A 25,930-nucleotide genomic window follows, 5' to 3' on the forward strand; every position below is an offset into this window, starting at 1 on the left:
GCCGACTTTACCAGAGTAACGAATTAAATCAGGTGGTTCGCTTCCAGCCAATCACCCAGCATACGATGCCGGCGGCCATCATCCAGGCGGGAAACACCTCGATTTGCCCCAGCAGCAACAGCGTGCCGCTTACCAACAGTGTAGCGCCAACGCCGAACAAATAACGTGACTGCCCCTGACGAACCCGCTGAGCCTGCATCTGATTAGTCAGCTTATCAACGCTTTGTTGCAACAGTTTATGTTGCTGCAGGCTGTCGTAAAACAGCTCGGGCAGTTCAGGCAGCTTCTCCGCCCAGAACGGCGCTTTCTCTTTCAGCGCGCGCACCACCGCCGGAATGCCGACCTGATCGCGCAGCCAGCTCTCGAGGAACGGCTTGGCGGTGGTCCACAGATCCAGCTGCGGATAGAGCTGGCGCCCCAGACCTTCAACATACAGCAAGGTCTTCTGCAATAACACCAACTGCGGCTGCACTTCCATATTGAAGCGGCGCGCGGTGTTGAACAGGTTCAGCAGCACGTTGCCGAAGGAAATCTCCGCCAGCGGCTTCTCGAAAATCGGTTCGCACACCGTGCGGATGGCGAATTCGAAGTCTTCCACATTGGTGTCGCGCGGCACCCACCCGGAATCGACGTGCAGTTCCGCCACCTTGCGGTAATCGCGGTTGAAGAAGGCGATGAAGTTTTCTGCCAGGTAACGTTTGTCATCCTTGTTCAGCGAACCGACGATGCCGCAGTCGATGCCGATGTAGCAGGGATCCTCCGGATGTTCATAGCTGACGAAAATATTACCGGGATGCATGTCCGCATGGAAGAAGCTGTCGCGGAATACCTGGGTAAAGAACACCTGGACGCCGCGTTCCGCCAACAGTTTCATGTTGGTGCCCTGTTGCTCCAGCGTGGCGATGTCCGAAACCGGAATGCCATAGATGCGTTCCATCACCAATACGCTTTCACGGCAGTAGTCGGAATAGACCTCCGGCACATACAGCATCGGGCTGCCGTCGAAATTGCGGCGCAGCTGAATGGCGTTGGCCGCTTCGCGCAGCAGGTTCAATTCGTCCAGCAGCGTTTTCTCGTACTCGCGCACCACTTCGCGCGGACGCAGGCGGCGGCCGTCCGGCAGCAGCTTCGGCACCCAGCCGGCCAGCCGGTACATCAGCCGCACGTCGGCCTTGATAACCGGCCCGATATCCGGCCGGATCACCTTCAGCACCACTTCCTGACCGGTGGTTTTCAGCCGCGCGGTGTGCACCTGCGCTATCGAAGCGGAAGCCAGCGGCTGCTGCTCGAAGTCGTCGAACCAGGTTTCCAGCGGGCCGCCCATCGCCAACTCGATATGCTTGCGCGCCAACGCACCGTCGAAAGGCGCCACCCGATCCTGCAGCAGCGTCAGCTGATCGGCAATCTGCGGTGGAAACAGATCGCGGCGGGTCGACATCATCTGGCCAAACTTGATCCAGACCGGCCCCAACTCCTGCAGCGCCAGCCGCAGGCGTTCACCCAGCGGTTTGTCCTTGTGCCGATTCGGCATCCAGAACAGCAGCCGGCGGCCGAAGCGCAGCGGCAGCGTCAAACGCATTTTAGGGATCAGCTCATCCAGCCCATAGCTGAGAAAAACGCGGACGATAAAATACAAACGACGCAGTTCGCCTGGGGTCATCGCTTGCCCTCCAACTTGTCCATACGGGCAATCAGCGCTTCCGCGCTGCGGGCGAGCGCGTCGACTTCTTCATGGAACCACACCACTTCCAGCGGCCCCGGCGCCAGACGCCACTCTTCGGTCAGCGCCTCCGCCATGTCTTGTTGCCGACGCATCAATCCGGTCTTGAGTAACGAGGCGCCTTTTCCCAGCGCCTGCGTGATGCCCTGAGCGGCGATATCGCCGATGTAGGGCGCCAGCCACTCCGCCGGATCCCACTCCGCCAGATCGAGCAGGCCAACCAGCTGTTGCACCACCTGAATATCACCTTCCACCGTCAATTCACCGCTGCGCATCAGCACCGGCAACTGCTGGCGATCGCGCAGCTTCAGCAAGGAGGGAATGCGGCTGCGCACCGTGCAATCAGCGCTGTCTTCAGACTGCCCCAGCACATCCACGCGCAGTTCGCTGAACACCAGCACCAGCGGCGAAGCCAACTCTTCCAGTTCAATACGCAGCACCTTGCCCGCCAAACGTTGGCGGGCGGCTTTCATGCTGCGATCGCGAAACAGCAGATTATTCAGCGAGGTTTCCAGCGCACCGGTCAGCAGAGGGGTAAACAGCATCGGCATCTCCCTCTCAGAACTTGAAGCCGCGATGCAGGGCGACAATCCCACCGGTCAGGTTGAAATAGGTGACGTTTTCAAAACCGGCGTTGCCCATCATGCCCTTCAGGGTTTCCTGATCGGGGTGCATGCGGATCGATTCCGCCAGGTAGCGGTAACTGTCCGGATCTTTCACCACCAGCTCGCCGATCTTCGGCAGCACGTGGAAGGAGTAAGCGTCGTAGGCTTTGCTCAGCGGCGCCAGCAGCGGCTTGGAGAACTCCAGCACCAGCAGGCGGCCGCCCGGCTTCAGCACGCGGAACATCGAACGCAGCGCTTTGTCTTTGTCGGTGACGTTGCGCAGGCCAAAGGAGATAGTGATGCAATCGAAGTAGTTGTCCGGGAACGGCAACGCTTCCGCATTGGCCTGGACGTAGTTGATGTTGCCGACAATGCCGCGATCGCGCAGCTTCTCGCGCCCCATTTTCAACATCGAATCGTTGATGTCCGCCAGCACCACCTGCCCCTGCTCGCCCACCATGCGGGAGAACTTGGCGGCCAGGTCGCCGGTGCCGCCGGCCAGATCCAGTACGCGCTGCCCACGGCGCACGCCGCTGCAGTCAATGGTGAAACGCTTCCAGATACGGTGAATGCCGAACGACATCAGGTCGTTCATCACGTCATACTTTGCCGCTACCGAATGAAAAACGTCCGCCACCATGGCCTGTTTTTCGTCTCTAGCGACGGTGCGAAAACCGAAATCGGTGGTTTCCTGCGATTGATCTGCCATTGTCCTGCCTGCTATTCAGTCAATTTTGTGTGGATGAGTGTACCAGAAGCCCGGGGAATACCCCACCTCGCCACGGCCTCAGCCGTGCGAAACGAAGCCCGGTTCCCCGGCGGTATCATCATCGTCGTTCGTCTGCGGCAGCGCGGCGACATCGTCGTCGTTCGCCTCTTCCGCTTCATCGTGTTGCGCGCCGGCTTGCTGCGCCAGCAGCGGGTTGATCGGCCGTTTGACCTCAACCCCCAACGCGCGAAAACCTTCAATTTGGCCAATAAGATTACCACGGCCTTCGCTCAGTTTGTTCATCGCCTGACGATAACTGCCTTGAGCCTTGTCCAGACTCTGCCCCAGCGCGGACATATCGTCCACGAACAGCCGCATCTTGTCATACAGTTTCGCCGCGCGATCGGCGATGCGTTGGGCGTTATGGCTCTGATGTTCATAGCGCCACAGATTGGTGATGGTGCGCAGCGCCACCAGCAACGTGGTCGGGCTGACCAGCATGATGTTGTGCTTGAGCGCTTCGCTGATCAGCTCCGGCTCGCGATCGATAGCCAGCAGGAAGGCGGGTTCGACCGGAATGAACATCAACACATAATCCAGCGAGCGCAGCCCCGGCAATTGCTGGTAGTCCTTGCGGCCCAGCATGCGGATGTGGCCACGCAGCGAAGCGATATGTTCGCTCAGCGCCGCTTCGCGCTCCACTTCGTCTTCACCGTTGAAATAACGTTCGTAGGCGATCAGCGACATCTTGGCGTCGATCACTACATCCTTGCCCTGCGGCAGACGCACGATGACATCGGGCTGCATGCGGCTCTGGTGATCCACCCGCACGTTGACCTGCGTTTCATATTCGTGCCCTTCGCGCAGGCCTGAGGCCTCCAGCACCCGGCTCAGTACCACCTCGCCCCAGTTGCCCTGCGTCTTGTTGTCGCCTTTGAGCGCCTTGGTGAGGTTGATAGCCTCACGCGCCATCTGCGCGTTCAGCTGCTGCAGATTGCGTATCTCGTGCGTCAGCGTGTGGCGCTCCCGCGCCTCCTGGCCAAAGCTGTCTTGCACCTGACGGCGGAAACCGTCCAGCTGCTCGCGCAGCGGCAACAGTAAACGATCCAGACTTTGCTTATTTTGCTCGTCAACCTTGCGGCCGCTGTGTTCAAAAATGCGGTTGGCGAGATTTTCAAACTGGGTGGTGAGCCGCTGTTCGCTGTTGATAAGCATGCGTTGCTTCTCTTCCGCCGCCATGCGCGTCTCTTCCAGACGGATGGTGACTTCGCGCAGTTCGGCTTCCTGCGCGCTATTGACCTCGCGCTGGGCACGCAGCTCCTGATTGAGCAGTTCGCATTCGTTGCGCCAATGGTTGAGCTGTTGCAGCTTCTCATGCCCGGCCGCCAGTTGGCTGTGCAGATTGCGCAGCTCCAGCTCGCTCTGGCGCAGCTGTTGCTCGTGGCGCTGCAGCGTTTCCTGCCGCGCCGCCGTTTCCTGCTGCGCCTGCTGCAACGCTTGCTCCAGCAACCGCAACTCGGTTTCATGTTGCGCATGCGTCTGCTGCACCCGCAGACTGGCGATCAGCCACCCCAACAGCATGCCGATCACTACGCCGCCAATCCCATAAATCAGACTGGTATCCACCCTGCCTCCTGTTGCACCTTGCCGTTGCGGCGTTTTGCACGCCCATTGCCCGTCACGTTAAGGGGAGGCTGTATGGATGTCCAGCCTGATTTTGCCAGCCACGCACAATATTGCGCGGTGCTGCGCAATTTAGCGAGAAATCAACTCAGCCACTGGCTGAGCCACTTGATGCCGAATGCCCCCGGCGCCAGAATACCGAACGCCCAGATCATCGCCGACGTGACGTTGGCCAGTTGGAAGTAGCGCTGCGGCATGCCGCAAATGCCGCCCACCAGCGGCACCACGGCGCGCAGCGGGCCGAAGAAGCGGCCGATGAAAATGCCCAGCACGCCCCAGCGTTCAAAGAACGCGTGGCCGCGCGCCAGCAACTGCGGATTGCGCGACAGCGGCCACATATGGGCCACGCGATCCTGATAGTGGTAGCCGATCCAGTAAGAGAGCCAGTCACCGAAAAACGCCCCGACGGCGGCGGCGGCCCAAATCGGCCAAAAGGCGATGCCGCTTTCGCCGATCAGCGCACCCAGCGCCAGCAGGATCACCGTGGCCGGCAACAGCAGCGACAAAAACGCCAACGACTCGCCGAACGCCAGGAAAAAGATGATGGGAATGGCCCAGCCTTCGTGCTGACGCACGACGTCGCTGACCCAGTTGATAACGTCATTGAGGCTCAATGCGGGGCTCCTGATACGCGATAATTCACCGCTTAGGATAGGCCGGGGCGAGTTAAACCCCGGTTAAACACGCAGCGATTTACTCGAGGTAGAACGCCTGCAGCGCTTCGCGCTGTGCCGCGCCCAGACCGTATTCCGCCTCCAGCCAGCGGTCGGTGGAGCCGTATTGCTGACGGATGCAACCCAGCGCGGTCATCAGGAACTCCTCACGCGCGCTGAGCACGTAGGCGAATTGCTCCAGCGCCGCCGCATTCAGCTTGATAGACAGCTGATCCAGCATCTGCTCGCGGAAAGCGGCCAGCGTGGTTTCGGTCAGCAGATAGTCTTCCAGCACGGTCGCTTCGTCGGCACCCAGCGCGAACAGCACCAGCGCCGAGCCGACACCGGTGCGATCCTTGCCGACCGCGCAATGCTGCACGATGGCGCCACCGCCAGGATTGCTCAGCAGCTGCGCCAGCCGCTGATAGGCCACATTGCCGAACGGCAGGCGGCGATACAGTTCCAGCATGAACGCGCGGGCGTCGAAAGCGGCCAGCGTTTCGTTGGTGAGCTTCTCCAGGTTGGCGTTGACTTCGCTGCTCAGCGGGTTGGCCGGCACGTGATGATAGTCGGCACCATTCCACAGAATATCCGGCTTGGCCTGCACTTCGTCGGCATCGCGATAGTCCAGCACCGAACGCACCGGCACACCGGCGAGAAAGGCGCAGTCGTTTTCCGTCAGCCGCTCGAGGGAACCGGAGCGAAACAGCAGGCCGCGCTTTATGCGGCGCCCATCGGCCACGCCGTTGCCGCCGAAGTCACGGAAATTGATGCCACCGTCGAGCGGCGCAAGCGAAGGATGAAGCAGGATCTGGGCGGTCATAAACGTCCTCGTTGTTGTTGTTCTGACAACGCGCGGCGGCCATCGGCGCAGCGCTGAGGAGTATCACCGTAACAGATTCGTCGCGAATGGAAAAACGGGCCGCGTCGGCGGCCCGTTCAGGGAAGGCGATTACAGCAGGCGACGAGCGGCGTCCACCACGATCTGCACCGCTTTGCTTTCGGTGTTTTTCATGGTCTCGGCGTTCGGGATCTCTTGCTGGGTGCGGTTGACGATCACCCCGGCCACCATGCCGGCGCGCAGGCCCTGGCTGGCGCACATGGTCAGCAGCGTGGCGGATTCCATTTCATAGTTCATCACGCCCATCGCCTGCCACTCTTCCATCGAGCCTTTGAAACGGCTGACCACGCGGCCGGAGTAGGTATCGTAACGTTCCTGGCCCGGGTAGAAAGTATCGGAAGAGGCGGTTACGCCAATGTGGGTGGTCGCGCCGCTGGCTTTGGCCGCTTCCACCAGCGCGGTGGTGCAGGCGAAGTCCGCGACCGCCGGGAACTCCATCGGCGCAAAGTGCAGGCTGGCGCCGTCGAGGCGTACCGCCGCCGTGGTGACCAGCACGTCACCGACGTTGATGTTCGCCTGAATGGCGCCGGTGGTGCCGATGCGCAGGAAGGTGCGGATGCCCAACTGCGCCAGCTCCTCCACCGCGATAGAGGTAGACGGGCCGCCGATGCCGGTGGAGCAGACGATCACCGCCTTGCCGTCCAGCTCCGCGCGCCAGGTGGTGAATTCACGATGGGAGGCCAGATGCACCGGATTTTCCATCAGCTTGGCAATCTTCTCTACGCGCTGCGGATCGCCCGGCACGATGGCAAGCTGGGCCCCTTGTAAATCGTTCTTGGTGAGGCCGAGATGAAAAACGTCAGACTGAGACATACGAGACTCCTCATGGATCATGTTTATTGGGAGGAACAAAAAAGCACTCTACTGAAAATCGTCGCCCATTTTCGTGACGACAGTCACTATGAAAAGAGAAACAAATTACATGCTACATATTTTTTGTGATTTTTATCACAAAATAACGAAGCAGCGCCGCCAGCACTCTCTTGCTGAACCTCAGTCTAGCCGACAAAGCTTACCGCCTCTCCCCGTTGGTTGCCGGTTGAAACTATTTAGCTCAACAACCAGAAATAACCCTATCTTATCGGCTGCTTAGGGACAAAAAAGCCATCTAACGCACCTTATGGCAATTACGTGGGCCAAAACCCGCAATAACATGATAAAAAGCGCCTAAAAATGCCGTAAAGCCAGATAATTAGCCGTTTTTTATCGACTTGTCCGAAAGTGCTCCACGCAGCGCCAATAATGGGTAATCTTTCCTATAGTTAATCTCAGCGCTTTTTTCTATTGCACGGAGACCGCAATGAAAACCGAACATGTGATGACATTAGAACAGGCTCAGGGGGGATTCGCCCCGGCCGCCGCGCCGTTGGCCGCCTCCGCGATTATCACCGATGAACAGGGCATTCACGCCGGGCAAACGACCATCCCTTCTCAGGGAGACGCGCTGCCGGCCTACGTCGCCAAACCCGCCGACCATAACGGCCCCTTCCCCATCGTGCTGGTGGTGCAGGAAATCTTCGGCGTACATGAACATATTCAGGATCTGTGCCGCCGCCTGGCGAAACAGGGCTATCTGGCGATCGCGCCCGAGCTCTATTTCCGCCAGGGCGACGCCAATAACTACACCGATATCGGCGAGTTGTTCCAGCAACTGGTGACCAAGGTGCCGGATCGCCAGGTGCTGTCGGATCTGGACCACGCCGCGCACTGGGCCATCCGCCACGGCGGCGACGCCGGCAAGCTGGCGATCACCGGCTTCTGCTGGGGCGGCCGCATTACCTGGCTGTATGCGGCGCACAACCCGCAGTTGAAGGCGGCGGTCGCCTGGTACGGCAAGCTGGTGGGTGAAAAAACGCTGAATTCACCGAAGCATCCAGTCGATGTCGCAACGCACCTGTCGACGCCGGTGCTGGGGCTGTATGGCGGGCAGGACAGCAGTATTCCGCTGGAGACGGTGGAAACCATGCGTCAGGCGATCCGCGCCGCCAACGCTGATGCTGAAATCGTGGTGTACCCCGGCGTCGGGCACGCGTTCAACGCCGACTATCGCCCCAGCTACAACGCCGAAGCGGCGCAGGACGGTTGGCAGCGCATGCTGGCGTGGTTCGCCCAGCACGGCGTCAAGTAACCTCCCCCGCATAAAAAAGGGCGCCGAAGCGCCCAATCATCACACCAGTAAATCTATAAGCGGCGGTCAATCCGCCGCACTCATCACGCCTGCTCGCGCAGGCGCTGCGCCGCCAATACCATGTTGGCCAGCGACTGGCGGGTTTCCGGCCAGCCGCGGGTTTTCAGGCCGCAATCCGGGTTAACCCACAGACGTTCAGCCGGGATATTCTGCGCGGCTTTACGCAGCAACGCTTCAATCCATTCCACGCTCGGCACGTTCGGCGAGTGGATGTCGTAGACGCCCGGCCCGATTTCGTTCGGGTATTCGAACTCTTTGAAGGCTTCCAGCAGATCCATATCGGAACGCGAGGTCTCGATAGTGATCACGTCGGCGTCCAGCGCAGCGATGGAGTCCATGATGTCGTTGAACTCGCAATAACACATGTGGGTGTGGATCTGGGTATCATCCCGCGCCACGGCGGCGTTCAGCTTGAAGGCGTCCACCGCCCAGTTCAGATAGGCGGCCCAATCGGATTGACGCAGCGGCAGCCCCTCGCGCAGCGCAGGTTCGTCGATCTGAATGATGCCGATGCCGGCTTTTTCCAGATCTTCCACCTCGTCACGCAGTGCCAGCGCAATCTGCTTGGCGATCACTTCGCGGGTCACGTCTTCACGCGGGAACGACCAACACAGGATGGTCACCGGCCCGGTCAACATGCCTTTTACCGGCTTGTCGGTCAGAGACTGGGCGAATTTGGCCCATTCGACGGTGATGGCTTCCGGGCGGCTGACATCGCCGATGATCACCGGCGGCTTCACGCAGCGGGAACCGTAGCTCTGCACCCAGCCGTTCTGGGTAAACACAAAGCCGTCCAGGTTCTCGCCGAAATATTCCACCATGTCGTTGCGCTCGGCTTCACCGTGCACCAGCACGTCCAGCCCGAGGCGCTCCTGCTCAACGATCGCCTGTTTGATGTGCTCACCGATGCTGGTGCGGTAGTTGCTGCCGTCCAGACGGCCCTGCTTGAAGTCCAGGCGCAGGCCGCGGATCTCGGTGGTCTGCGGGAACGAACCGATGGTGGTGGTCGGCCAGGCCGGCAGGTTGAAACGTTCGCGCTGCGCCCTGGCGCGCTCGGCGTAAGCGCTGTGGCGCTCGCTGTCCTGCGCGGTGATAGCGGACAGACGGCGCTCAACCTGCGCATTGTGTACACGGCTCGACTGACGGCGGGCGCGGATCGGCGCGCTGTAGGCGTCCAGTTCGGCCTGTTTCGCCGCGTCGGGCGCGTTCAGCGCCGCAGTCAGCAGCGCCAGCTCGGCACATTTTTGCAACGCGAAGGCGAACCAGCTCTTCACTTCTTCGTCCAGACGGCTTTCCACGCTCAGATCGATCGGGCTGTGCAGCAGTGAACAGGAGGTGCCGATCCACAGCGGGCGGCAGCCCACCAGCGGTTGCAGACGTTCGAACCAGCGGCTCAGATCGGCGCGCCAAACGTTGCGGCCGTTGATCACGCCCAGCGACAGCAGCCACTCTTGCGGCAATGCGGCGCTCAACGCGGCGATATCGTCATGGCCGGCGACCAGATCGACGTGCAGCCCCTGCACCGGCAGCGTGCGAATAGTGTCGAGGTTGTGGCCGACGCTGTCGAAGTAAGTGGTCAGCAGCAGTTTCACCTGCCCCTGCAGCGCGTCGTAAGCCGGTTTAAAGGCGCCCAGCCAGGCCTGCGGCAGCTCCAGCACCAGCGCAGGCTCGTCAATCTGCACCCACTCGACGCCGCGTTTCGCCAGCTCGGCCAGCACCTGCTGGTAAACCGGCAGAATGTCTTTCAGCAACGACAGGCGATCGAACGGCTCGCCCTTCACTTTACCCAGCCACAGATAGGTCACCGGGCCAAGCAGCACCGGTTTGATGCGGTGACCAAGCGCCAGCGCTTCGTCCACTTCGTCCAGCAGCTGGGTCCAGCCCAGCTTGAACTGCTGACCTTGCTGGAACTCGGGCACCATGTAGTGGTAGTTGGTGTTGAACCATTTGGTCATTTCCGCCGCGGCCGCCGGCTCGCCGGTCGGTGCGCGGCCTCGGCCGATGCGGAACAGCGTGTCCAGATCGATCGAGCCATCCGCATTCTGATGGCGCGCCGGCACGTTGCCCAACAGCAGGCTGGTGGTCAACACATGATCGTACCAGGCGAAATCGCCGACCGGCACCAAATCCACCCCGGCCTGCTGTTGCTGTTGCCAATGGCGAGCGCGCAGCTCGCGGCCAACCGCCAACAGCTCTTCCTGCGTTGAGTTGCCAGCCCAGTAGCTTTCCTGAGCTTTTTTCAGCTCACGTCGCAGCCCAACGCGAGGAAAACCCAGTGTGTGATTCAAAATTGCCATCGTCATATTCCCCATTTAGCCGTCCAGATGTTTACACATCCATAATCAGCAGGTACTGTATTAACCACAAGCGCAATTTATTCACTGTCAATGTGAAGGACTCTCATGATCGAACTGAAACATTTACGGACGCTGCAGGCCCTGCGCAGCAGCGGTTCGCTGGCGGGGGCGGCGGCCCAACTTCATCAGACGCAGTCTGCCCTGTCGCACCAGTTCAGCGATCTTGAGCAACGTCTGGGCTTCAAGCTGTTCGTGCGCAAGAGCCAGCCGCTGCGCTTCACCGCCCAGGGCGAGATCCTGCTGCAGCTGGCGGAACAGGTGCTGCCGCAAATCTCACAGGCGCTGCAGGCCTGCCACGAGCCCCATCAGACCACGCTGCGCATCGCCATCGAATGCCACAGCTGCATTCAGTGGCTGACGCCGGCGCTGGACAATTTCCGCCGGCGTTTCCCACAGGTGGTGATGGACTTCACCTCCGGCGTCACTTTCGATCCGCAGCCGGCTTTACAGCAGGGCGAGCTGGATCTGGTGATGACGTCGGATATTTTGCCGCGCAGCGGCCTGCACTATTCGCCGATGTTCGATTTCGAGGTGCGTCTGGTGCTGGCGCCGGATCATCCGCTGGCCGGCAAGCCGCACATCGAACCGGAAGACTTGAGCGATGAAACGCTGTTGATTTACCCGGTGCAGCGCCAGCGGCTGGATATCTGGCGGCATTTCCTGCAGCCGGCGGGCGTCAGCCCGGCATTGAAGAACGTCGATAACACGCTGCTGCTGATCCAGATGGTATCGGCGCGGATGGGGATTGCGGCGCTGCCGCACTGGGTGGTGGAGAGCTTCGAACAGCAAGGCCTGGTGGTGACCAAAACCCTGGGCGACGGCCTGTGGAGCCGGCTGTACGCCGCCGTGCGCGACGGCGAGCAGCGCCAGACGGTGACTGAAGCCTTTATCCGCTCGGCCCGTCAGCACGCCTGCGATCATCTGCCGTTTGTGCGCGACGCCGCACGCCCCGGCGCAACCGGCGTCAAAGCGTTGGCGGCCGGCGTATAAACTTGCGGGCCCCTCCTGCCGGGGCCCATCCTCTTAGCCGTTCTGTTTCGGCGCCACCCAGCGGCGGTGCACCCACAGCGAAGCGACGATCACCGCTCCGCCGATGATAAAGCTCGGCCAGTGCGGCTGCTGTTGCCAGATAGCCAGGTTGACCAACAGCCCGGCCGGCACATGCATATTGTTCATGATGCCGAGCGTGCCGGCATCCACCTGCGTCGCGCCGTAGTTCCACATGAAATAACCCAGCCCCGACGCCACCACGCCCAGCCAGATCAGCACGCCCCACTGCAGGTGAGTGGTCGGCAGCTGTTGCGGATTGCCCCACAGGCACCAGGCCACCACCGCCACCACCGCCGCCCCCAGGTAGAACCAGGAAAATGCGGTGTGCTGCGGCAAGGGATGCACTTCCATCAGACGCTTATAGCCAACCATGCCGATGGCGAAGCTGATGTTCGCCGCCTGCACCAACAGCAGCCCCCACCAGAAGTGCTCGCTCAACTGGTGATAGCGGATGATCGCCGCACCCAGCACCGCCAACAACGCGCTGAATACGTAGCCCCAGCGCAAGCGCCGGCCGCTCAGCAAATCATAGATCAGCGTGATGTACAGCGGCGTCAGCACGGTAAACAGCAGGAACTCCGGCACCGTCAGGTAGAGATAGGCGCGGAAGCTGAACAGGTACATGATGCCCAGTTGGCAGGCGCCCACCAGCATATACAGCAGGATCACCCTGGGTTTGATATTGCGCCAGCGCAGAAACGGCAGGAATACCAGCGCCGCCAGCCCGATGCGCATCAGCACCGAGAACCAGCTGTCGACATGGCCCGCCAAATATTCGCCGATCAGGCTGAAAGAGAACGCCCACAAAATGGTGGTGATAACCAAGAGCAGCACGATGGGTTCATCCTAAAAATACCGAAAGGGCGATTGTAACGGAAGATGGATGCATAAGGGGATGAAAGGCGGTTTACATCTGGGCAAAAAATAAACCACCGGCAAAATTTCGCCGCTGCGTTAGGCTTAATAAAAAAGCGAGGTAACCATCATGAAAACGTCTCACATCCTGTTCGCTCTGTTGCTGCTGCCCGGTCTGGCTGCGGCGGCCAACGGCGTGACCGACCTGCGTTCACAGCAGCAGTTCCTCAACCAAAACAGCCAACAGGCCCAGCAACAGCGCCTGTTGAACAACCGGCAGATGGATCAACGCCGCCAGCAGCAGCAGCGGCAGTTCGACAATCAGCGGCAACAGCTGCTGCAAACCACGCCGAACGGCGGCCAACTGCTGCCTAACGGCAACCAACCGCGCGATCCGTTCAACCGCACCGCACCGGCAGTGCCGCAGGCGCCGCTGCCGGCTACGCCCGCACGCCCATAACAGTGAGGATCAGCGGCGTGGTGATCGCCGCCAGCACGGTGGACATCACCAGGCTGGTGGCGGCCGGGCCGGTGAGCGTATTGAACTGACGCGACATCAGGTAGACGTTCACGCCCACCGCCATTGAACCCAGCAGCACCACGACGCGGGTCTCCATCGGCGGCAGCGCCATCATCCAGGCCAGCAGCCAAATCACTAACGGCTGCACCAGCAATTTCAACACGCAGATGGCGCCGCTCAACTGCCAGCCTTCGCTGATGCGGTACTCAGCGAGCCCCATGCCGAGCACCACCAGCGACAGCGGCGCCGCCACCTGGCCGAGCATGCTGACCGGCCGGTCGACGAAGTCCGGCAACGGCAAGCCGGTCAGGCTGAACAGTGTGCCGGACAAAATGCCGACGATCAGCGGATTGGTCAGTACGCTGCGCGCGGTTTTAGCAAAGCCCCCCAGCGTCGGCGAGCCGTTGCGCGCCCATTCGATCGACACCGTGACCAGCGTCCACAGGATCAGGCCGTTGAACACCAGCACCAGCGCCACCGACGGGATCGCCGCCTCCCCCAGCATCACGCTGGCGATCGGTAAACCGAGCATCACGTTATTGGAGAAAATACCGCCCAGTGCAAACACCGACCCGGCGACGCCATCCAGCCGGAAAAGGTGCCGGGCGACGAGACGGCCGAGCACGAACACGATCAGGCAACTGCCGAAGAACGCGATCAGCAGCCGGGCGTCGACCGCCGGACGCTGCGAGAAGTCGCACATCATGCGAAACAGCATGGCGGGCAAGGCGAGGGAAAACACAAAGCGCGTCAGACCATCGGTGATGCTGGTGGGCCATTTCCCCCAGCGAATCAGCCCATAACCCAACGCGATCAGGACGAACAGCGGTAAAGACAGCACCATCTGGTGCCACAGTGACAGGATAAAGCCAGGCATCGCATTCCTTCCGGTGGTGCGGCGGCAAGGCTTGTCGTCGCGGGATTCATCGGCGCCGGATTAGAACTCCGGGCCAATCAAATCTATCCGGTCGGTGCAAATGCAGTCAACGCCCCAGTCGAGCAGCAGGCGCGCGCGATCCGGCTGGTTAACGGTGTACACCAGAATGCGCAGACCGGCGTCTTTCAACGCTTTCACCCGCTCGGCGGTCAGCGCTTTATGGTCGATATGCAGCGAGACGCAGTCCAGGCGTTCCGTCAGCTCGCGCCAGTTATCGTCCCAGTCCTCCAGCAGCAAGCCGCGCGGCAAATCCGGCACGGTGCGCTGCGCCGCCGCCAGCGCTTCCACCGAGAAGGAGGAGAGCAACGGGTCGGTCTGCCCTTGCCACAGCAGCCGCGCCGCCAGCGCCACCACCCGGCCGGTTTCATCGTCGCTGCCGGTGGTCGGTTTGATTTCGATATTGGCCATCAGACCATGTTCCTGGCAGCGTTCCGCCACTTCCGACAGCAGCGGCAGCCGCTCGCCCTTGAAGGCCGAGCTGTACCAGTTGCCGGCGTCCAGCTGCACCAGTTTATCCCACGGCAGTTCGCCCGCCACGCCCCAGCCGTTGCTGGTGCGATCCAGCGTATCGTCATGCAGCAGGAAAATTTGTCCGTCCTGCGCCAGCTTGGCGTCGAACTCGATCATCTTGTGGCCATGGCGCGCGCCGACGTCGATCGCCGCCAGGGTATTTTCCGGCGCCAGAGAACCGCCGCCGCGATGGGCGACAATATGAGGATAAGGCCAGGGTCTAGTCATCAATCCATCCGTAATCCGCTGTGGGTGTCAAAGAAGTGCAGCGCCTGAGCAGGCAGCTGCAAATATAGCGTACTGCCCGCCGTCGGCAAGGTTTCATGCGACAACCGCGCGATCACTCCGTGGCCGCCCCACTGGCCGTGCGCCAGATTGTCGGCTCCCAGCAGTTCCAGCGTCTGCAACTGCAACGGCACGCCCTGGCCTTGCGCCACCAGCTGAATATGCTCCGGCCTGACGCCCAGCGTCAACTGCCGCCCCGCCCACTGCGGTTTGGCCACCGGCAACGGCAGCGCCATGCCGTCCGCCAGCAGCAGCTGGCTACCGTCGGCACTGAGGGTGCCGGGCAGCAAATTCATCGCCGGCGAGCCGATAAAGCCGGCGACGAACAGCGAAGCCGGCCGTTGGTACACTTCGCTCGGCGTGCCGATCTGCTCCGCCACGCCCTTATTCATCACGATCACCCGCTGCGCCAGCGTCATCGCCTCCACCTGATCGTGGGTCACGTACAGGCTGGTGGTTTTCAGGCGCCGGTGCAGCTGTTGCAGCTCCAGGCGCATCTGCACCCGCAGTTTGGCGTCCAGGTTGGACAAGGGTTCATCGAACAGGAACACCGCCGGTTCGCGCACGATGGCGCGCCCCATCGCCACGCGCTGACGCTGGCCGCCGGATAGCTCGCGCGGTTTACGCTTGAGCAGCGGCTCCAGCTCCAGAATGCGCGCCGCCTCCTCCACCCGCTGGCGGATATGATCCTTGCCAAAACCGCGGATCTTGAGGCCGTAGGCCATGTTGTCGTATACGCTCATGTGCGGATAGAGCGCGTAGTTCTGGAACACCATCGCGATGCCGCGATCCTTGGGCTCCAGATCGGTCACGCGCCGGGTATCGATATAGATATCGCCGCTGGTGGTGCGTTCCAGCCCGGCTACCATGCGCAGCAGCGTGGACTTGCCGCAGCCGGACGGGCCAACCATCACGATGAACTCACCGTCCGCCACATCGAGATCGATCTGTTTGATCACCGGCGTTTTACCGTCGTAAGACTTGGTGACCGCCTGTAGTTTTAATCCTGCCATCGTCGTTATTTCTCGCTATCAACCAGACCGCGCACAAACCAGCGCTGCATCAGAAGCACCACCGCCAGCGGTGGCAATAAAGTCAGAATCATCGCCGCCATCACCTGGTTCCACTGGGTCGGCGCGCCGGAAGTGGAGATCATGCTCTTGATGCCCGCTACCGCGGTGCCCATCGAGGCGTCGCTGGTGATCAGGATCGGCCACAGGTATTGGTTCCAGCCGTAGATAAAGGTGATGACGAACAGCGCCGCCAGATTGGTTTTCGACAGCGGCAACACGATGTCCCAGAAGAAACGCATCGGCCCGGCGCCGTCGATGCGCGCCGCCTCCAGCAGCTCATCCGGCAGCGTCATGAAGAACTGGCGCAGCAGGAAAGTGGCGGTAGCCGAGGCCATCAGCGGCAGCGTCAGACCGGTGTAACTGTCCAGCAGGTTGAGGTTGGAGATCACCTCCACCGTCGGGAAAATACGCACTTCCACCGGCAGCATCAGGGTGAGGAAAATCAGCCAGAAGAACAGGCTACGCAGCGGAAAGCGGAAGTACACGATGGCGTAAGCCGACAGCACCGACACCGCGATCTTGCCGAAGGTGATCGCCAGCGCCATGATCACGCTGTTCAGCAGCAGCAACGAGAACGGCACTTTGAGGTTGCCCACGCCGCCCTGCCAGATATTGCGGATGTTCTCCCACAGGTGGCCGCCGGGCACCAGCGTCATCGGCACCTGAAACACCTGTTTGTCGTCCAGCGTGGCGGCGACAAAGGCCACGTATAGCGGGAACAGTACCACCAGCACGCCGATAATCAGCATCACATGGCTGAAGATGTCCAGCCCGCGTCGATTCTCAATCATTGGTAGCGCACCTTACGTTCAACGAAGCGGAACTGGATCACCGTCAGGCCGATCACCAGCAGCATCAGGATCACCGACTGCGCGGCGGAGCTGGAGAGATCCAATCCGGCGAAGCCTTCGCGGTAGATCTTGTAGATCAACGTGGTGGTGGACTGCACCGGCCCGCCGCCGGTGGCGGCGTCGATCACCGGGAAGGTATCGAAGAAGGCGTACACCAGATTGACCACCAGCAGGAAGAAGCTCACCGGCGCGATCAGCGGCAGCACCAGATGGAAGAAGCGGCGTACCGGGCCGGCGCCGTCGATGGCGGCCGCCTCCACCAGCGAACGCGGGATCGACTGCAGCGCGGCGAGGAAAAACAGGAAGTTATAGCTTATCTGCTGCCATACCGAGGCCAGCACCACCAGGAACATCGCCTGGCCGCTGTTTTGCGCATGGTTCCAGTTATAGCCCAGCCCATTGAGGAAGTGGGTGATCAACCCGAGGCCGGGGTTGAACAGAAAGATCCACAGCACCGCCGCCACTGCCGGTGCCACCGCGTAGGGCAGGATCATCAGCGTGCGGTAGAGGCGGCTGCCGCGCAGCACGTAGTCCACCAGCGCGGCGAAAAACAGCGAGACCGCCAGCCCGATGCCCGCCACCAGGAAGCTGAAGATCAGCGTGGTGTAGAACGAGTCGAGGTAGTAAGGATCCTGGAACAGCTGCTTAAAGTTATCCAGCCCGACAAACTGACTGGACAGGCCGAACGGATCGAGACTCTGCACCGAATACCACAGCGCCTCGCCGGCGGGCCATAAAAAGAACACGGCGGTAATCAGCAGCTGCGGCAGCACCAATGCATAGGGCAACCAGCTGCAGCCGAAACCGGGACGGGAAGATGACATAGACGTTAAACCATTAATCGGGTGCGGGAGGATCGGCGTGAAGATGCGAGCCCGGTCTACCGGGCCCGCGACACAGGATTACTTGGTCGACGCTTCGAAACGGCGCAGCAGCACGTCACCGCGCTGCACGGCGGCGTCCAGCGCCTGCTGAGGCGTTTTCTTGCCGGTCCACACGCCTTCCAGCTCCTCATCCACCACGCTGCGGATCTGCGGCATGTTGCCCAGGCGCAGCCCCTTGGTGAACGGCAATGGCGGCTTGTTCAGCATCTGGCGAGTGGCGACGTCGGCGCCCGGGTTCTTGTCGTAGAAGCCCTGCTGCTTGGTTAGATCGTAAGCCGCGGTGGTGATCGGCAGATAGCCGGTCTTCTGGTGCCATTCGGCGGCGATTTCCGGCTGCGCCAGGTACTGCAGGAACTCGGCCACGCCCTTGTAGGTGGCGGCGTCTTTGCCGTTCATCACCCACAGACTGGCCCCGCCGATGATGGCGTTCTGCGGCGCGTTTTTCGCGTCGGCATCGTAAGGCATCATGCCGACGCCGTAGTTGAATTTAGCGTAGTGCTTGATGTCCGCCAGCGAACCGGAAGAGGCGGTGGTGATGGCGCAATCGCCGTTGTAGAACTTCTCGGTGGATTCGTCTTTGCGGCCGAAGTAGGTGAAATCACCCTTCTTGTTCATCGCTTCGAGCAGCTCGATATGCTTGACCTGCAGCGGCTTGTTGAACTCCAGCTTGGCGTTGGTACCGCCGAAACCGTTGTTTTCACTGGCGAACGGCACGCCGTGCCAGGCGCTGAAGTTCTCCAGTTGGATCCAGCCCTGCCAGCCGCTGGCGTAGCCGCATTTCATGCCGGCCGCGCGCAGCTTGGCGGTATCCGCCGCCAGTTCCTGCCAGGTTTTCGGCGGCTGATCCGGGTTCAGGCCGGCCTTCTTGAAGGCGTCTTTGTTGTAGTACAGCACCGGCGTGGAGCTGTTGAACGGCTGCGACAGCAGATGGCCGCTCTTGTTGTCGGTGTAATAGCCGGCCACCGTCGGCACGAACACCGACTCGTCGAAGTTGATGCCGGCCTCTTTGAACACTTCGTAGACTGGCTTGATGGCCTTGCTGGCCATCATGGTGGCGGTGCCCACCTCGTAAACCTGCAGGATCGCCGGCGCCTTGCCGGAGCGGTAAGCGGCGATGCCCGCCGCCAGGCTCTGTTCGTAGTTGCCTTTATAAACCGGCACAATCTTGACGTCGCTGTGCGACTGGTTGAAGCGATCCGCCAGGGAATCCACTTCTTTACCCAGTTCACCTTCCATCGAATGCCAGAACGGGATCTCGGTCGCCGCCAGTGCCTGAGTGCTGACCGCCAGGGTCAACGCGACGCACAGCGTGGTTTTGCGAATAGCGTAGGTGAGCATGCCTAACTCCTGAAAAAAGCTGGTGTAAAAGCGCGTGAGCGAAAAGAATCAATTCTTGATGAGGGAGTGCCCCCTATAGCTTTCGAGTTGCAGCCAGGCGGCAACCTGCTGGCACCCTGGAGCTTAGCTAACTAAGTGACAGGGGGCAGCCGGGCAGCCAACAACGCTGCGGCTCGAAAGATGACGGGGGATAACATGCCATGCTCGGATGACAGAAAAATAACCGTTACATGACAGCCACATGACGGCAAGGTGAAGTGAAGATGGCGATTTGATGTCGGCGGCGGGCATGTGCTCCGCCGCCGCGAGGATTACAGCGAACGGCGCAGACGCGCCACCGCTTCCTGCATCTGCTGCTCGGTGGCGGTGGCGAACGACAGGCGGAAGGTCGAACGATCCGGGTTGTCGGAGAAGAAGTATTCCCCCGGCACGAACACCACGCCCTGCTGCAGGGTGGCGTTCAGCCATTCGGTGGCGTTGAACGGCTGGCGGAAACGCGCCCACAGGAACATGCCGCCCTTCGGCTTATCGAAGGTGATGTAGTCGCCCAGCTCCTGTTCCACCAAACCGGCCAGGATCTCGCCTTTCTGTTTGTAGGCGGCGCGGATCTTGTCGATCTGCGCCGGCAGGCGGCCCAAACCGAGGTAGCACTCGACGATGCTCTGCGACAGCGCGCTGGCGTGCAAATCCGCCGCCTGTTTGATGATCGCCACTTTATGCAGCAGGAACGGCGGCAGGATCGCCCAGCCCAACCGCAGGCCCGGCGCCAGGATCTTGGAGAAGGTCGAGGTATAGATGATGTGGTCGGTGTTGCCCTGCACCCGCTGCGACACCTGATGCAGCGTCGGGTGGCGCTCTTCGGTGAAGCGCAGCTCGCCGTACGGATCGTCTTCGATGATCAGGAAGTTATGTTCGGCGGCCAGCTTCACCAGCAGTTCGCGGCGCGCGGCGCTCAGGGTGATGCCGCTGGGGTTGCCGAAGTTCGGCACCACGTACACGCCCTTGATGCGCTGGGTTTTCAGCAGCTCGGCCAACTCTTCCACCACCATGCCGTCGCTGTCGGACGAAACCGACATGATGTTGGCCTCCGCCAGTTCCAGCGTTTGCAGCGCCGCCAGGTAGGTCGGGCGCTCCACCACGAACACGTCGCCCGGATTGACGATGGCGCGCATCACCAAATCCAATGCCTGCTGAGAGCCGGCGGTGACCATCACCTCTTCCGCGCGAGCGGTGACGCCGCGCTCGGCGCACAGCGCGCAGATGCGCTCACGCAGCAGCGGGCTGCCCTCGGTCAAGCCATACTGGAACGCGCTTTTCGGCTGTTCGGTGATCGCCTGCTGCGTGGCGATGCTCAATCCTTCGAAATCGAACAGCGCATCAGAGGGGATGCCGCCCGCCAGCGAAATGACGTGTTCCATCTTGCTGTGCTTAAGCAATTCACGGATGGCCGAACTTTTTACGTTAACGATGCGCTGCGCGAGTAACCCTTCTGTCTTCATTTCTTCTTCTCGTACCTGATTATTTTAATTCGTAGGGGGGCGGATTAACCGCCCAGATACGCCGACCTCACTGCTTCGTTGGCTAACAATGCAGCCCCCGTATCTTCCAACACCACGCGGCCGTTTTCCAGCACATAACCGCGGTCCGCCAATTTCAGCGCCTGATTGGCGTTTTGCTCCACCAGGAAGATGGTCATGCCCTCTTCCCGCAGCTGCTGAATGATGTCGAAGATCTGCTGGATGATGATCGGCGCCAGCCCGAGCGAGGGCTCGTCGAGCAGCAGCAGCTTCGGCTGGCTCATCAGCGCGCGGCCGATGGCCAACATTTGCTGCTCGCCGCCGGACATAGTGCCGGAGCGCTGGTTACGCCGCTCCAGCAGGCGCGGGAACAGAGTGAACACCCGTTCGATGCGCTGTTGATACTGCTGGCGATCGGCGAAAAAGCCGCCCATCGCCAGGTTTTCTTCCACCGTCATGCGCGAGAAGACGCGCCGCCCTTCCGGCACGATCGCCACCGCCTCGCGCATGATGCGCGAGGTTTGCCACTGGGTGATGTCCTGATCCAGGAAGATGATGCTGCCTTCGCTGGCGCGCGGTTCGCCGCACAGGGTGCCGAGCAGCGTGGTTTTACCGGCGCCGTTGGCCCCGATTAACGTCACGATTTCGCCCTGCCTGATCGTCAGGCTGACCTGATGCAGCGCCTGAATTTTGCCGTAATGGGCGGATACCTGATTGAATGACAACATATTATTCTTCGCCCAAATAAGCCCGGATCACGTCCGGGTTGTTGCGGATCTCCGCCGGTGTGCCCTGCGCCAGCGGCGTGCCCTGATTCACCACATAAATGCGGTCGGAAATGCCCATCACCAGCTTCATGTCGTGCTCGATCAGCAGTACCGATACCTTATGCCGGTCACGCAGCTCGACGATCAGATGATCCAGCTCATCGGTCTCTTTCGGGTTAAGGCCGGCGGCCGGTTCGTCCAGCATCAGCAACTCCGGCCGGGTCACCATGCAACGGGCGATCTCCAGCCGCCGCTGCTGCCCGTAGGCCAGGTTGCCCGCCGAACGGTTGGCCATATCCAGCAGGCCGACGCGCTCGAGCCACTCCGCCGCGCGCGTCAGCGCCTCGGCTTCGGCGCGGCGGAAGGCCGGGGTTTTCAGCAGTCCGGCGAACACGCCGCTTTTCAGATGCTGATGCTGCGCCACCAGCAGGTTCTCGATCACCGTCATTTCACGGAACAACCGCACGTGCTGGAAGGTGCGCACCACGCCCATACGGGCGATGGCCTGCCCCGCCAGCCCTTCCAGATGGCGATCGCGCAATTTGATGGTGCCGCCGGTCGGGCGGTAAAAACCGGTCAGGCAGTTGAACACCGTCGTCTTGCCGGCGCCGTTGGGGCCGATCAGCGATACGATTTCGCCTTCGTTCAGCGTCAACGCCACATTGTTGACCGCCAGCAGCCCGCCGAAACGCATCGACAGGCCTTCCACCTGCAGTAAAGGTTGAACGCTCATGCCTGCTCCCCCTTGCCCGCGCGAATATCCGCCGCCTGCAGCTTCAGCTGCGGCCGTTTCATCGGCAACAGCCCCTGCGGCCGCCAAATCATCATCAGCACCATCAGTGCACCCAGCAGCAGCATGCTGTATTCATTCAGATCGCGCATCAGCTCGCGCGACACCACCAGCAGGATCGCCGCCAGAATGACCGCGAACTGCGACCCCATGCCCCCCAACACCACGATCGCCAACACGAAGGCCGATTCGACGAAGGTGAAGGATTCCGGGCTGACGAACCCCTGGCGCGCGGCAAACAGCGTGCCGGCGAACCCGGCGAAGGCGGCGCTGATGGTAAAGGCGGTTAGCTTGATGCGCGTCGGGCTGAGGCCCAGCGAGCGGCAGGCGATCTCGTCTTCACGCAGCGCTTCCCACGCGCGCCCCAGCGGCATGCGCAGCAGGCGGTTGATGACGAACAGCGTCAGCACCACCAGCAGCAGCGCCACCAGGTACAGGAACACGATGCGATCGCTCGGATCGTATTTCAGGCCGAAGAAGTTATGGAAGGTATCCCAACCGCCGTCACGCAGGCTACGGTTAAACTCCAGGCCGAAAAAGGTCGGTTTCGGGATCTGGCTGATACCGTTCGGCCCGCCGGTGATCTCGGTATTGTTCAGCAGCAGGATGCGCACGATCTCGCCGAAGCCGAGCGTCACGATCGCCAGATAGTCGCCGCGCAGCCGCAGCACCGGGAAACCGAGCAGGAAGCCGAAAGCGGCGGTGACGATGCCCGCCAGCGGCAGGCTCTCCCAAAAGCCGAGGCCGTAATAGTGATTCAGCAGCGCATAGGTGTAGGCGCCGATGGCGTAGAAACCGCCGTAGCCCAACACCAGCAGACCGGACAAACCCACCACCACGTTGAGGCCGAGGCCCAGCATCACGTAGATCAGCGTCAGCGTGGCGATATCCACCGTGCCGCGCGACACCAGGAACGGCCAGGCGACCGCCGCGACGAGCAGCAGAGCCGCCAACAGCTTTTGCCGCGGCGTGGTGCCGTCGAAGCTCGGCAGCACGAACGCCGGGCCGGAGACCTTTTTCAGCCCCTGCTGCATCAGCGGGCGCAACAGCTGGAAGAGAAAGACGATGGCGCAGCCGATGCCGATCCACATCCAGCGCACTTCCGCCGCGCCGTGTACCACCAGTTTGGTGCCGTCCAGACTGAGCTGCATGCCCATCAGGAACGACGCCATCACAAACAGCACCGCCGTGGCGATCAGCGCATTAAGCAGATTGAGTTTCATACTTTCTCAACCTCCGGACGCCCGAGGATGCCGGTCGGCATGATCAGCAGCACCACGATCAGCAACGCGAACGACACCACGTCTTTGTACTCGGTGCTCAGGTAGGCGGAGGTCAATGCCTCCGCCACGCCCAGCACCAGGCCGCCGATCATCGCGCCGGGAATGCTGCCGATGCCGCCCAGGACCGCGGCGGTAAAGGCTTTCATACCGGCCATAAAGCCGATGTAAGGGTTGATGACGCCGTAGAACTGGCCGAGCAACACCCCGGCCACCGCCGCCATTACCGCCCCGATAACGAAGGTCAGCGAGATCACCCGGTCGGTGTTGATGCCCAGCAGGCTGGCCATCTTCAGGTCCTCCGCGCAGGCGCGGCAGGCGCGCCCCATGCGCGAATAGCGAATAAACAGCGTCAGCGCCAACATCGCCAGGAAGGTCACGATCCAAATGGTCAGCTGCATGGTGCTGATGGTGGCGGCGAAGCCGTTGCTTTCCCCCAGCACCCATTGGCCGGTCACCAGGCTGGGCAGCGCCAGATCGCGCGAACCCTGCGTCAGGCTGACGTAGTTTTGCAGGAATATCGACATGCCGATGGCCGAGATCAGCGCAATCAGGCGCTTGGAGTTGCGTACCGGCTTGTAGGCCACCCGCTCGATGCTCCAGCCGTAGGCGCTGGCAATGACGATCGAGACCAGGAACGCGGCGCCGATCAGCAGCCAGCCGACGTCGATGCCGAGCATCATCAGGGCGGCGATGACGATAAAGGAGACATAGCTGCCGATCATGTACACCTCGCCATGGGCGAAGTTGATCATGCCGATGATGCCGTAAACCATGGTGTAACCGATGGCGATCAATGCATAGGTGCTGCCCAACGTTAAGCCGTTGAACATCTGCTGCAGAAAATAGAGGAGTTGCTCTGACATACTCTGAACCCTTGGCTGCGAAACCCGCCGGCGGAGAACCGGCAGGTAAAGGGAAGCGGGGCCGGCAAGCCGACCCACCGGGCGCAGCGCGCTGCGCCCCACCCTAATCATTATGGCTTATTTGATCGGTGTGGATGTGCCGTTGGCATGCCACTCGAACACGCCGAACTCGAAGCCTTTCAGGTCGCCCTTGTCATCCCAGCTCAACGGCCCCATCACGGTGTCCACCGGCTTGCCGGTTTTCAGATCCTTGACGATGTCCGCCGGTTCCTGGCTGCCGCTGCGCTCCATGCCGGTGGTCAGCGACTGCAGCGCGGCATAGGTGGTCCAGACGAACGGGCCGGTCGGATCCAGCTTCTTGGCTTTCAACGCATCGACGATCGGCTGGTTGGCGGGCACCTGATCGTAGCGTTTCGGCAGCGTCACCAGCATGCCTTCCGAGGCGGCGCCGGCGATGTTGGACAGCGAGGAGTTACCCACGCCTTCCGGCCCCATGAAGCGGGTGGTCAACCCGGCCTGTTTGGCCTGACGCAGGATTTGGCCCATTTCCGGGTAGTAACCGCCGAAATACACGAAATCGATATTTTCTTTCTTCAGGCGCGCCACCAGGGTGGAGAAGTCTTTGTCGCCGGCGGTGATGCCTTCGAACATCGCCACTTCGGTGCCCTGTTTTTTCAGACTGTCGCGCACCGAGCGCGCCAGGCCTTCGCCGTATTGCTGCTTATCGTGCACCACGGCGATGCGCTTCGGTTTGATGTCGCTGAGGATGTACTTGGCGGCGGTCGGACCCTGATCCGAATCCAGGCCGGTGGTGCGCAGGATCATCTTGTAGCCGCGGGTGGTCAGATCGGCGTTGGTAGCCGCCGGGGTAATCATGATCACGCCTTCGTCTTCATAGATATCGGACGCCGGCTGGGTGGAAGAGGAGCACAGGTGGCCGATTACGTAGCGAATGCCGTCGTTGATCACCTTGTTGGCGACCGCAACCGCCTGTTTCGGGTCGCAGGCGTCGTCGTATTCGACACCGACCAGCTTGTCGCCCTTGATGCCGCCCTTGGCGTTGATGTCGGCGATCGCCTGGCGTGCGCCGGTAAACTCCATGTCGCCATACTGCGCCACCGGACCGGACATCGCCCCGACGATCGCCACCTTGATGTCTTTCGCCATGGCCGCCTGGCTCATGGCCATCGCAATACAACCCGCCAGCAGTGCCTTACCTGTTGTTAATTTCATCCGCAAATCCCCATCTGTCGTTGTGAACGTACCTGTTGTGTTTGCCTGCGCCCGATCGTTATTGACCGCTTTTGTTATAAGTAATAATGATTTAGGCGTTTTGTCGGCATTGTTTTCTAATAAGACTTTATTTTTCATGCCATTAAACAGGAATTTTCTGCTGCAAATCAACTTCATCCGGCAGAAACAAGCGGTGTAAACAGGATAAAATTCGAATTAAATCTGCGCTGTTTACCTTGAGGCGTAGCGCGTTGTGCTGGTTAACAATCCCTTTACTAACTATTTACTCGGAAAATGCCCCGTGCAAAAAACATATTGCACAGTAATCGTACAGAAAAACTTACACAACGCTCTGCAC

The 25,930-nt window shown here is 61.0% G+C and carries 24 protein-coding genes; 3 read left to right on the forward strand and 21 right to left on the reverse strand.

Going from position 1 to position 25,930, the window contains the following annotated elements; all coding sequences use genetic code 11:
• Positions 1-28: 28 nt before the first annotated feature.
• The 7 genes from ubiB to udp all read right to left on the reverse strand — a co-directional run bounded on the left by ubiB (position 29) and on the right by udp (position 7,084).
• Positions 29-1,660, reverse strand: a complete 1,632-nt coding sequence (ubiB, locus tag GKN89_RS15985) for a ubiquinone biosynthesis regulatory protein kinase UbiB (protein WP_019455288.1) — start codon at positions 1,658-1,660, stop codon at positions 29-31.
• On the reverse strand, positions 1,657-2,265 hold the full coding sequence (locus GKN89_RS15990; protein ID WP_019455289.1) for an SCP2 domain-containing protein: 609 nt from the start codon (positions 2,263-2,265) through the stop codon (positions 1,657-1,659). The genes ubiB and GKN89_RS15990 overlap by 4 nt, the downstream gene beginning before the upstream one ends.
• Positions 2,266-2,278: 13 nt before the next feature.
• Positions 2,279-3,034, reverse strand: coding sequence for a bifunctional demethylmenaquinone methyltransferase/2-methoxy-6-polyprenyl-1,4-benzoquinol methylase UbiE (gene ubiE, locus GKN89_RS15995; protein ID WP_004934443.1), 756 nt, complete (start codon positions 3,032-3,034; stop codon positions 2,279-2,281).
• A 78-nt stretch (positions 3,035-3,112) separates the two neighbouring features.
• Complete coding sequence (gene rmuC, locus GKN89_RS16000; RefSeq protein ID WP_370520217.1) at positions 3,113-4,660, reverse strand: DNA recombination protein RmuC; 1,548 nt, start codon at positions 4,658-4,660, stop codon at positions 3,113-3,115.
• Positions 4,661-4,800: 140 nt separating this feature from the next.
• Positions 4,801-5,331, reverse strand: coding sequence for a DedA family protein (locus GKN89_RS16005; RefSeq protein WP_154747350.1), 531 nt, complete (start codon positions 5,329-5,331; stop codon positions 4,801-4,803).
• 79 nt (positions 5,332-5,410) lie between these two features.
• Positions 5,411-6,193, reverse strand: coding sequence for a tyrosine-protein phosphatase (locus tag GKN89_RS16010; protein WP_154747351.1), 783 nt, complete (start codon positions 6,191-6,193; stop codon positions 5,411-5,413).
• 129 nt (positions 6,194-6,322) lie between these two features.
• Entirely contained in the window at positions 6,323-7,084 is a 762-nt protein-coding gene (gene udp, locus GKN89_RS16015; RefSeq protein ID WP_004934432.1) for a uridine phosphorylase, read from the reverse strand.
• A 487-nt stretch (positions 7,085-7,571) separates the two neighbouring features.
• Between udp and GKN89_RS16020 the strand changes: the two genes are divergently transcribed.
• Positions 7,572-8,399 (forward strand): dienelactone hydrolase family protein, encoded by an 828-nt coding sequence (locus GKN89_RS16020; protein WP_074055613.1) that lies wholly within the window; start codon positions 7,572-7,574, stop codon positions 8,397-8,399.
• Between the two features lie 83 nt (positions 8,400-8,482).
• Here GKN89_RS16020 and metE read toward each other — a convergent pair whose 3' ends face one another.
• Positions 8,483-10,771, reverse strand: a complete 2,289-nt coding sequence (gene metE / locus GKN89_RS16025) for a 5-methyltetrahydropteroyltriglutamate--homocysteine S-methyltransferase (protein ID WP_195934018.1) — start codon at positions 10,769-10,771, stop codon at positions 8,483-8,485.
• A 90-nt stretch (positions 10,772-10,861) separates the two neighbouring features.
• On the opposite strand from metE, the gene metR reads away from it, so the two are divergent.
• Positions 10,862-11,806: an HTH-type transcriptional regulator MetR gene (gene metR / locus GKN89_RS16030; RefSeq protein ID WP_154747353.1), complete on the forward strand. Its 945-nt coding sequence runs from the start codon at positions 10,862-10,864 to the stop codon at positions 11,804-11,806.
• 33 nt (positions 11,807-11,839) lie between these two features.
• Here metR and GKN89_RS16035 read toward each other — a convergent pair whose 3' ends face one another.
• Positions 11,840-12,700, reverse strand: coding sequence for a carboxylate/amino acid/amine transporter (locus GKN89_RS16035; protein ID WP_019455296.1), 861 nt, complete (start codon positions 12,698-12,700; stop codon positions 11,840-11,842).
• A gap of 151 nt (positions 12,701-12,851) precedes the next feature.
• On the opposite strand from GKN89_RS16035, the gene GKN89_RS16040 reads away from it, so the two are divergent.
• Positions 12,852-13,181, forward strand: a complete 330-nt coding sequence (locus GKN89_RS16040; protein ID WP_074055616.1) for a hypothetical protein — start codon at positions 12,852-12,854, stop codon at positions 13,179-13,181.
• Here GKN89_RS16040 and GKN89_RS16045 read toward each other — a convergent pair.
• The 12 genes from GKN89_RS16045 to GKN89_RS16100 form a co-directional block, all read right to left on the reverse strand.
• Complete coding sequence (locus tag GKN89_RS16045; RefSeq protein WP_019455298.1) at positions 13,162-14,118, reverse strand: AEC family transporter; 957 nt, start codon at positions 14,116-14,118, stop codon at positions 13,162-13,164. The genes GKN89_RS16040 and GKN89_RS16045 overlap by 20 nt on opposite strands.
• Positions 14,119-14,178: 60 nt before the next feature.
• Positions 14,179-14,916, reverse strand: a complete 738-nt coding sequence (ugpQ, locus tag GKN89_RS16050; RefSeq protein WP_019455299.1) for a glycerophosphodiester phosphodiesterase — start codon at positions 14,914-14,916, stop codon at positions 14,179-14,181.
• Complete coding sequence (locus GKN89_RS16055; RefSeq protein ID WP_019455300.1) at positions 14,916-15,986, reverse strand: sn-glycerol-3-phosphate import ATP-binding protein UgpC; 1,071 nt, start codon at positions 15,984-15,986, stop codon at positions 14,916-14,918. Before GKN89_RS16055 ends, ugpQ begins: the two co-directional genes overlap by 1 nt.
• Before the next feature lie 5 nt (positions 15,987-15,991).
• Entirely contained in the window at positions 15,992-16,837 is an 846-nt protein-coding gene (gene ugpE / locus GKN89_RS16060) for a sn-glycerol-3-phosphate ABC transporter permease UgpE (protein ID WP_019455301.1), read from the reverse strand.
• Positions 16,834-17,721: a sn-glycerol-3-phosphate ABC transporter permease UgpA gene (gene ugpA, locus GKN89_RS16065; RefSeq protein WP_015376293.1), complete on the reverse strand. Its 888-nt coding sequence runs from the start codon at positions 17,719-17,721 to the stop codon at positions 16,834-16,836. The genes ugpE and ugpA overlap by 4 nt, the downstream gene beginning before the upstream one ends.
• A 78-nt stretch (positions 17,722-17,799) precedes the next feature.
• The gene (gene ugpB / locus GKN89_RS16070) at positions 17,800-19,119 is read right to left on the reverse strand and encodes a sn-glycerol-3-phosphate ABC transporter substrate-binding protein UgpB (protein WP_019455303.1); all 1,320 of its coding nucleotides are present in this window, start codon (positions 19,117-19,119) and stop codon (positions 17,800-17,802) included.
• 311 nt (positions 19,120-19,430) lie between these two features.
• Complete coding sequence (locus tag GKN89_RS16075) at positions 19,431-20,618, reverse strand: PLP-dependent aminotransferase family protein (protein WP_154747354.1); 1,188 nt, start codon at positions 20,616-20,618, stop codon at positions 19,431-19,433.
• Positions 20,619-20,662: 44 nt separating this feature from the next.
• Positions 20,663-21,364 (reverse strand): high-affinity branched-chain amino acid ABC transporter ATP-binding protein LivF, encoded by a 702-nt coding sequence (gene livF / locus GKN89_RS16080; protein WP_019455305.1) that lies wholly within the window; start codon positions 21,362-21,364, stop codon positions 20,663-20,665.
• A gap of 1 nt (position 21,365) precedes the next feature.
• Positions 21,366-22,136 (reverse strand): high-affinity branched-chain amino acid ABC transporter ATP-binding protein LivG, encoded by a 771-nt coding sequence (livG, locus tag GKN89_RS16085; protein ID WP_154747355.1) that lies wholly within the window; start codon positions 22,134-22,136, stop codon positions 21,366-21,368.
• Positions 22,133-23,416 carry a high-affinity branched-chain amino acid ABC transporter permease LivM gene (locus GKN89_RS16090; protein WP_019455307.1) on the reverse strand — a complete coding sequence of 428 codons (1,284 nt, stop codon included), beginning with the start codon at positions 23,414-23,416 and terminating at the stop codon, positions 22,133-22,135. The genes livG and GKN89_RS16090 overlap by 4 nt, the downstream gene beginning before the upstream one ends.
• Positions 23,413-24,339, reverse strand: coding sequence for a high-affinity branched-chain amino acid ABC transporter permease LivH (gene livH / locus GKN89_RS16095; RefSeq protein WP_019455308.1), 927 nt, complete (start codon positions 24,337-24,339; stop codon positions 23,413-23,415). Before livH ends, GKN89_RS16090 begins: the two co-directional genes overlap by 4 nt.
• Before the next feature lie 117 nt (positions 24,340-24,456).
• Positions 24,457-25,572 (reverse strand): branched-chain amino acid ABC transporter substrate-binding protein, encoded by a 1,116-nt coding sequence (locus GKN89_RS16100; protein ID WP_015376289.1) that lies wholly within the window; start codon positions 25,570-25,572, stop codon positions 24,457-24,459.
• Positions 25,573-25,930 lie beyond the last annotated feature (358 nt).

Source organism: Serratia sp. YC16 (genome assembly GCF_009707615.1).
Classification (GTDB): domain Bacteria; phylum Pseudomonadota; class Gammaproteobacteria; order Enterobacterales; family Enterobacteriaceae; genus Serratia; species Serratia surfactantfaciens.

Excerpts from the sequence above, each read along its gene's own strand:
- metR (WP_154747353.1), top strand. The coding sequence starts at position 10,862 with ATGATCGAACTGAAACATTTACGGACGCTGCAGGCCCTGCGCAGCAGC.
- GKN89_RS16055 (WP_019455300.1), bottom strand. The coding sequence starts at position 15,986 with ATGGCAGGATTAAAACTACAGGCGGTCACCAAGTCTTACGACGGTAAA.
- GKN89_RS16075 (WP_154747354.1), bottom strand. The coding sequence starts at position 20,618 with ATGAAGACAGAAGGGTTACTCGCGCAGCGCATCGTTAACGTAAAAAGT.
- GKN89_RS16040 (WP_074055616.1), top strand. The coding sequence starts at position 12,852 with ATGAAAACGTCTCACATCCTGTTCGCTCTGTTGCTGCTGCCCGGTCTG.
- ubiE (WP_004934443.1), bottom strand. The coding sequence starts at position 3,034 with ATGGCAGATCAATCGCAGGAAACCACCGATTTCGGTTTTCGCACCGTC.
- livG (WP_154747355.1), bottom strand. The coding sequence starts at position 22,136 with ATGAGCGTTCAACCTTTACTGCAGGTGGAAGGCCTGTCGATGCGTTTC.
- udp (WP_004934432.1), bottom strand. The coding sequence starts at position 7,084 with ATGTCTCAGTCTGACGTTTTTCATCTCGGCCTCACCAAGAACGATTTA.
- GKN89_RS15990 (WP_019455289.1), bottom strand. The coding sequence starts at position 2,265 with ATGCTGTTTACCCCTCTGCTGACCGGTGCGCTGGAAACCTCGCTGAAT.
- livF (WP_019455305.1), bottom strand. The coding sequence starts at position 21,364 with ATGTTGTCATTCAATCAGGTATCCGCCCATTACGGCAAAATTCAGGCG.
- GKN89_RS16020 (WP_074055613.1), top strand. The coding sequence starts at position 7,572 with ATGAAAACCGAACATGTGATGACATTAGAACAGGCTCAGGGGGGATTC.
- ugpE (WP_019455301.1), bottom strand. The coding sequence starts at position 16,837 with ATGATTGAGAATCGACGCGGGCTGGACATCTTCAGCCATGTGATGCTG.
- ugpA (WP_015376293.1), bottom strand. The coding sequence starts at position 17,721 with ATGTCATCTTCCCGTCCCGGTTTCGGCTGCAGCTGGTTGCCCTATGCA.
- ugpB (WP_019455303.1), bottom strand. The coding sequence starts at position 19,119 with ATGCTCACCTACGCTATTCGCAAAACCACGCTGTGCGTCGCGTTGACC.
- GKN89_RS16100 (WP_015376289.1), bottom strand. The coding sequence starts at position 25,572 with ATGAAATTAACAACAGGTAAGGCACTGCTGGCGGGTTGTATTGCGATG.
- ubiB (WP_019455288.1), bottom strand. The coding sequence starts at position 1,660 with ATGACCCCAGGCGAACTGCGTCGTTTGTATTTTATCGTCCGCGTTTTT.
- GKN89_RS16090 (WP_019455307.1), bottom strand. The coding sequence starts at position 23,416 with ATGAAACTCAATCTGCTTAATGCGCTGATCGCCACGGCGGTGCTGTTT.
- GKN89_RS16010 (WP_154747351.1), bottom strand. The coding sequence starts at position 6,193 with ATGACCGCCCAGATCCTGCTTCATCCTTCGCTTGCGCCGCTCGACGGT.
- GKN89_RS16045 (WP_019455298.1), bottom strand. The coding sequence starts at position 14,118 with ATGCCTGGCTTTATCCTGTCACTGTGGCACCAGATGGTGCTGTCTTTA.
- metE (WP_195934018.1), bottom strand. The coding sequence starts at position 10,771 with ATGGGGAATATGACGATGGCAATTTTGAATCACACACTGGGTTTTCCT.
- ugpQ (WP_019455299.1), bottom strand. The coding sequence starts at position 14,916 with ATGACTAGACCCTGGCCTTATCCTCATATTGTCGCCCATCGCGGCGGC.
- livH (WP_019455308.1), bottom strand. The coding sequence starts at position 24,339 with ATGTCAGAGCAACTCCTCTATTTTCTGCAGCAGATGTTCAACGGCTTA.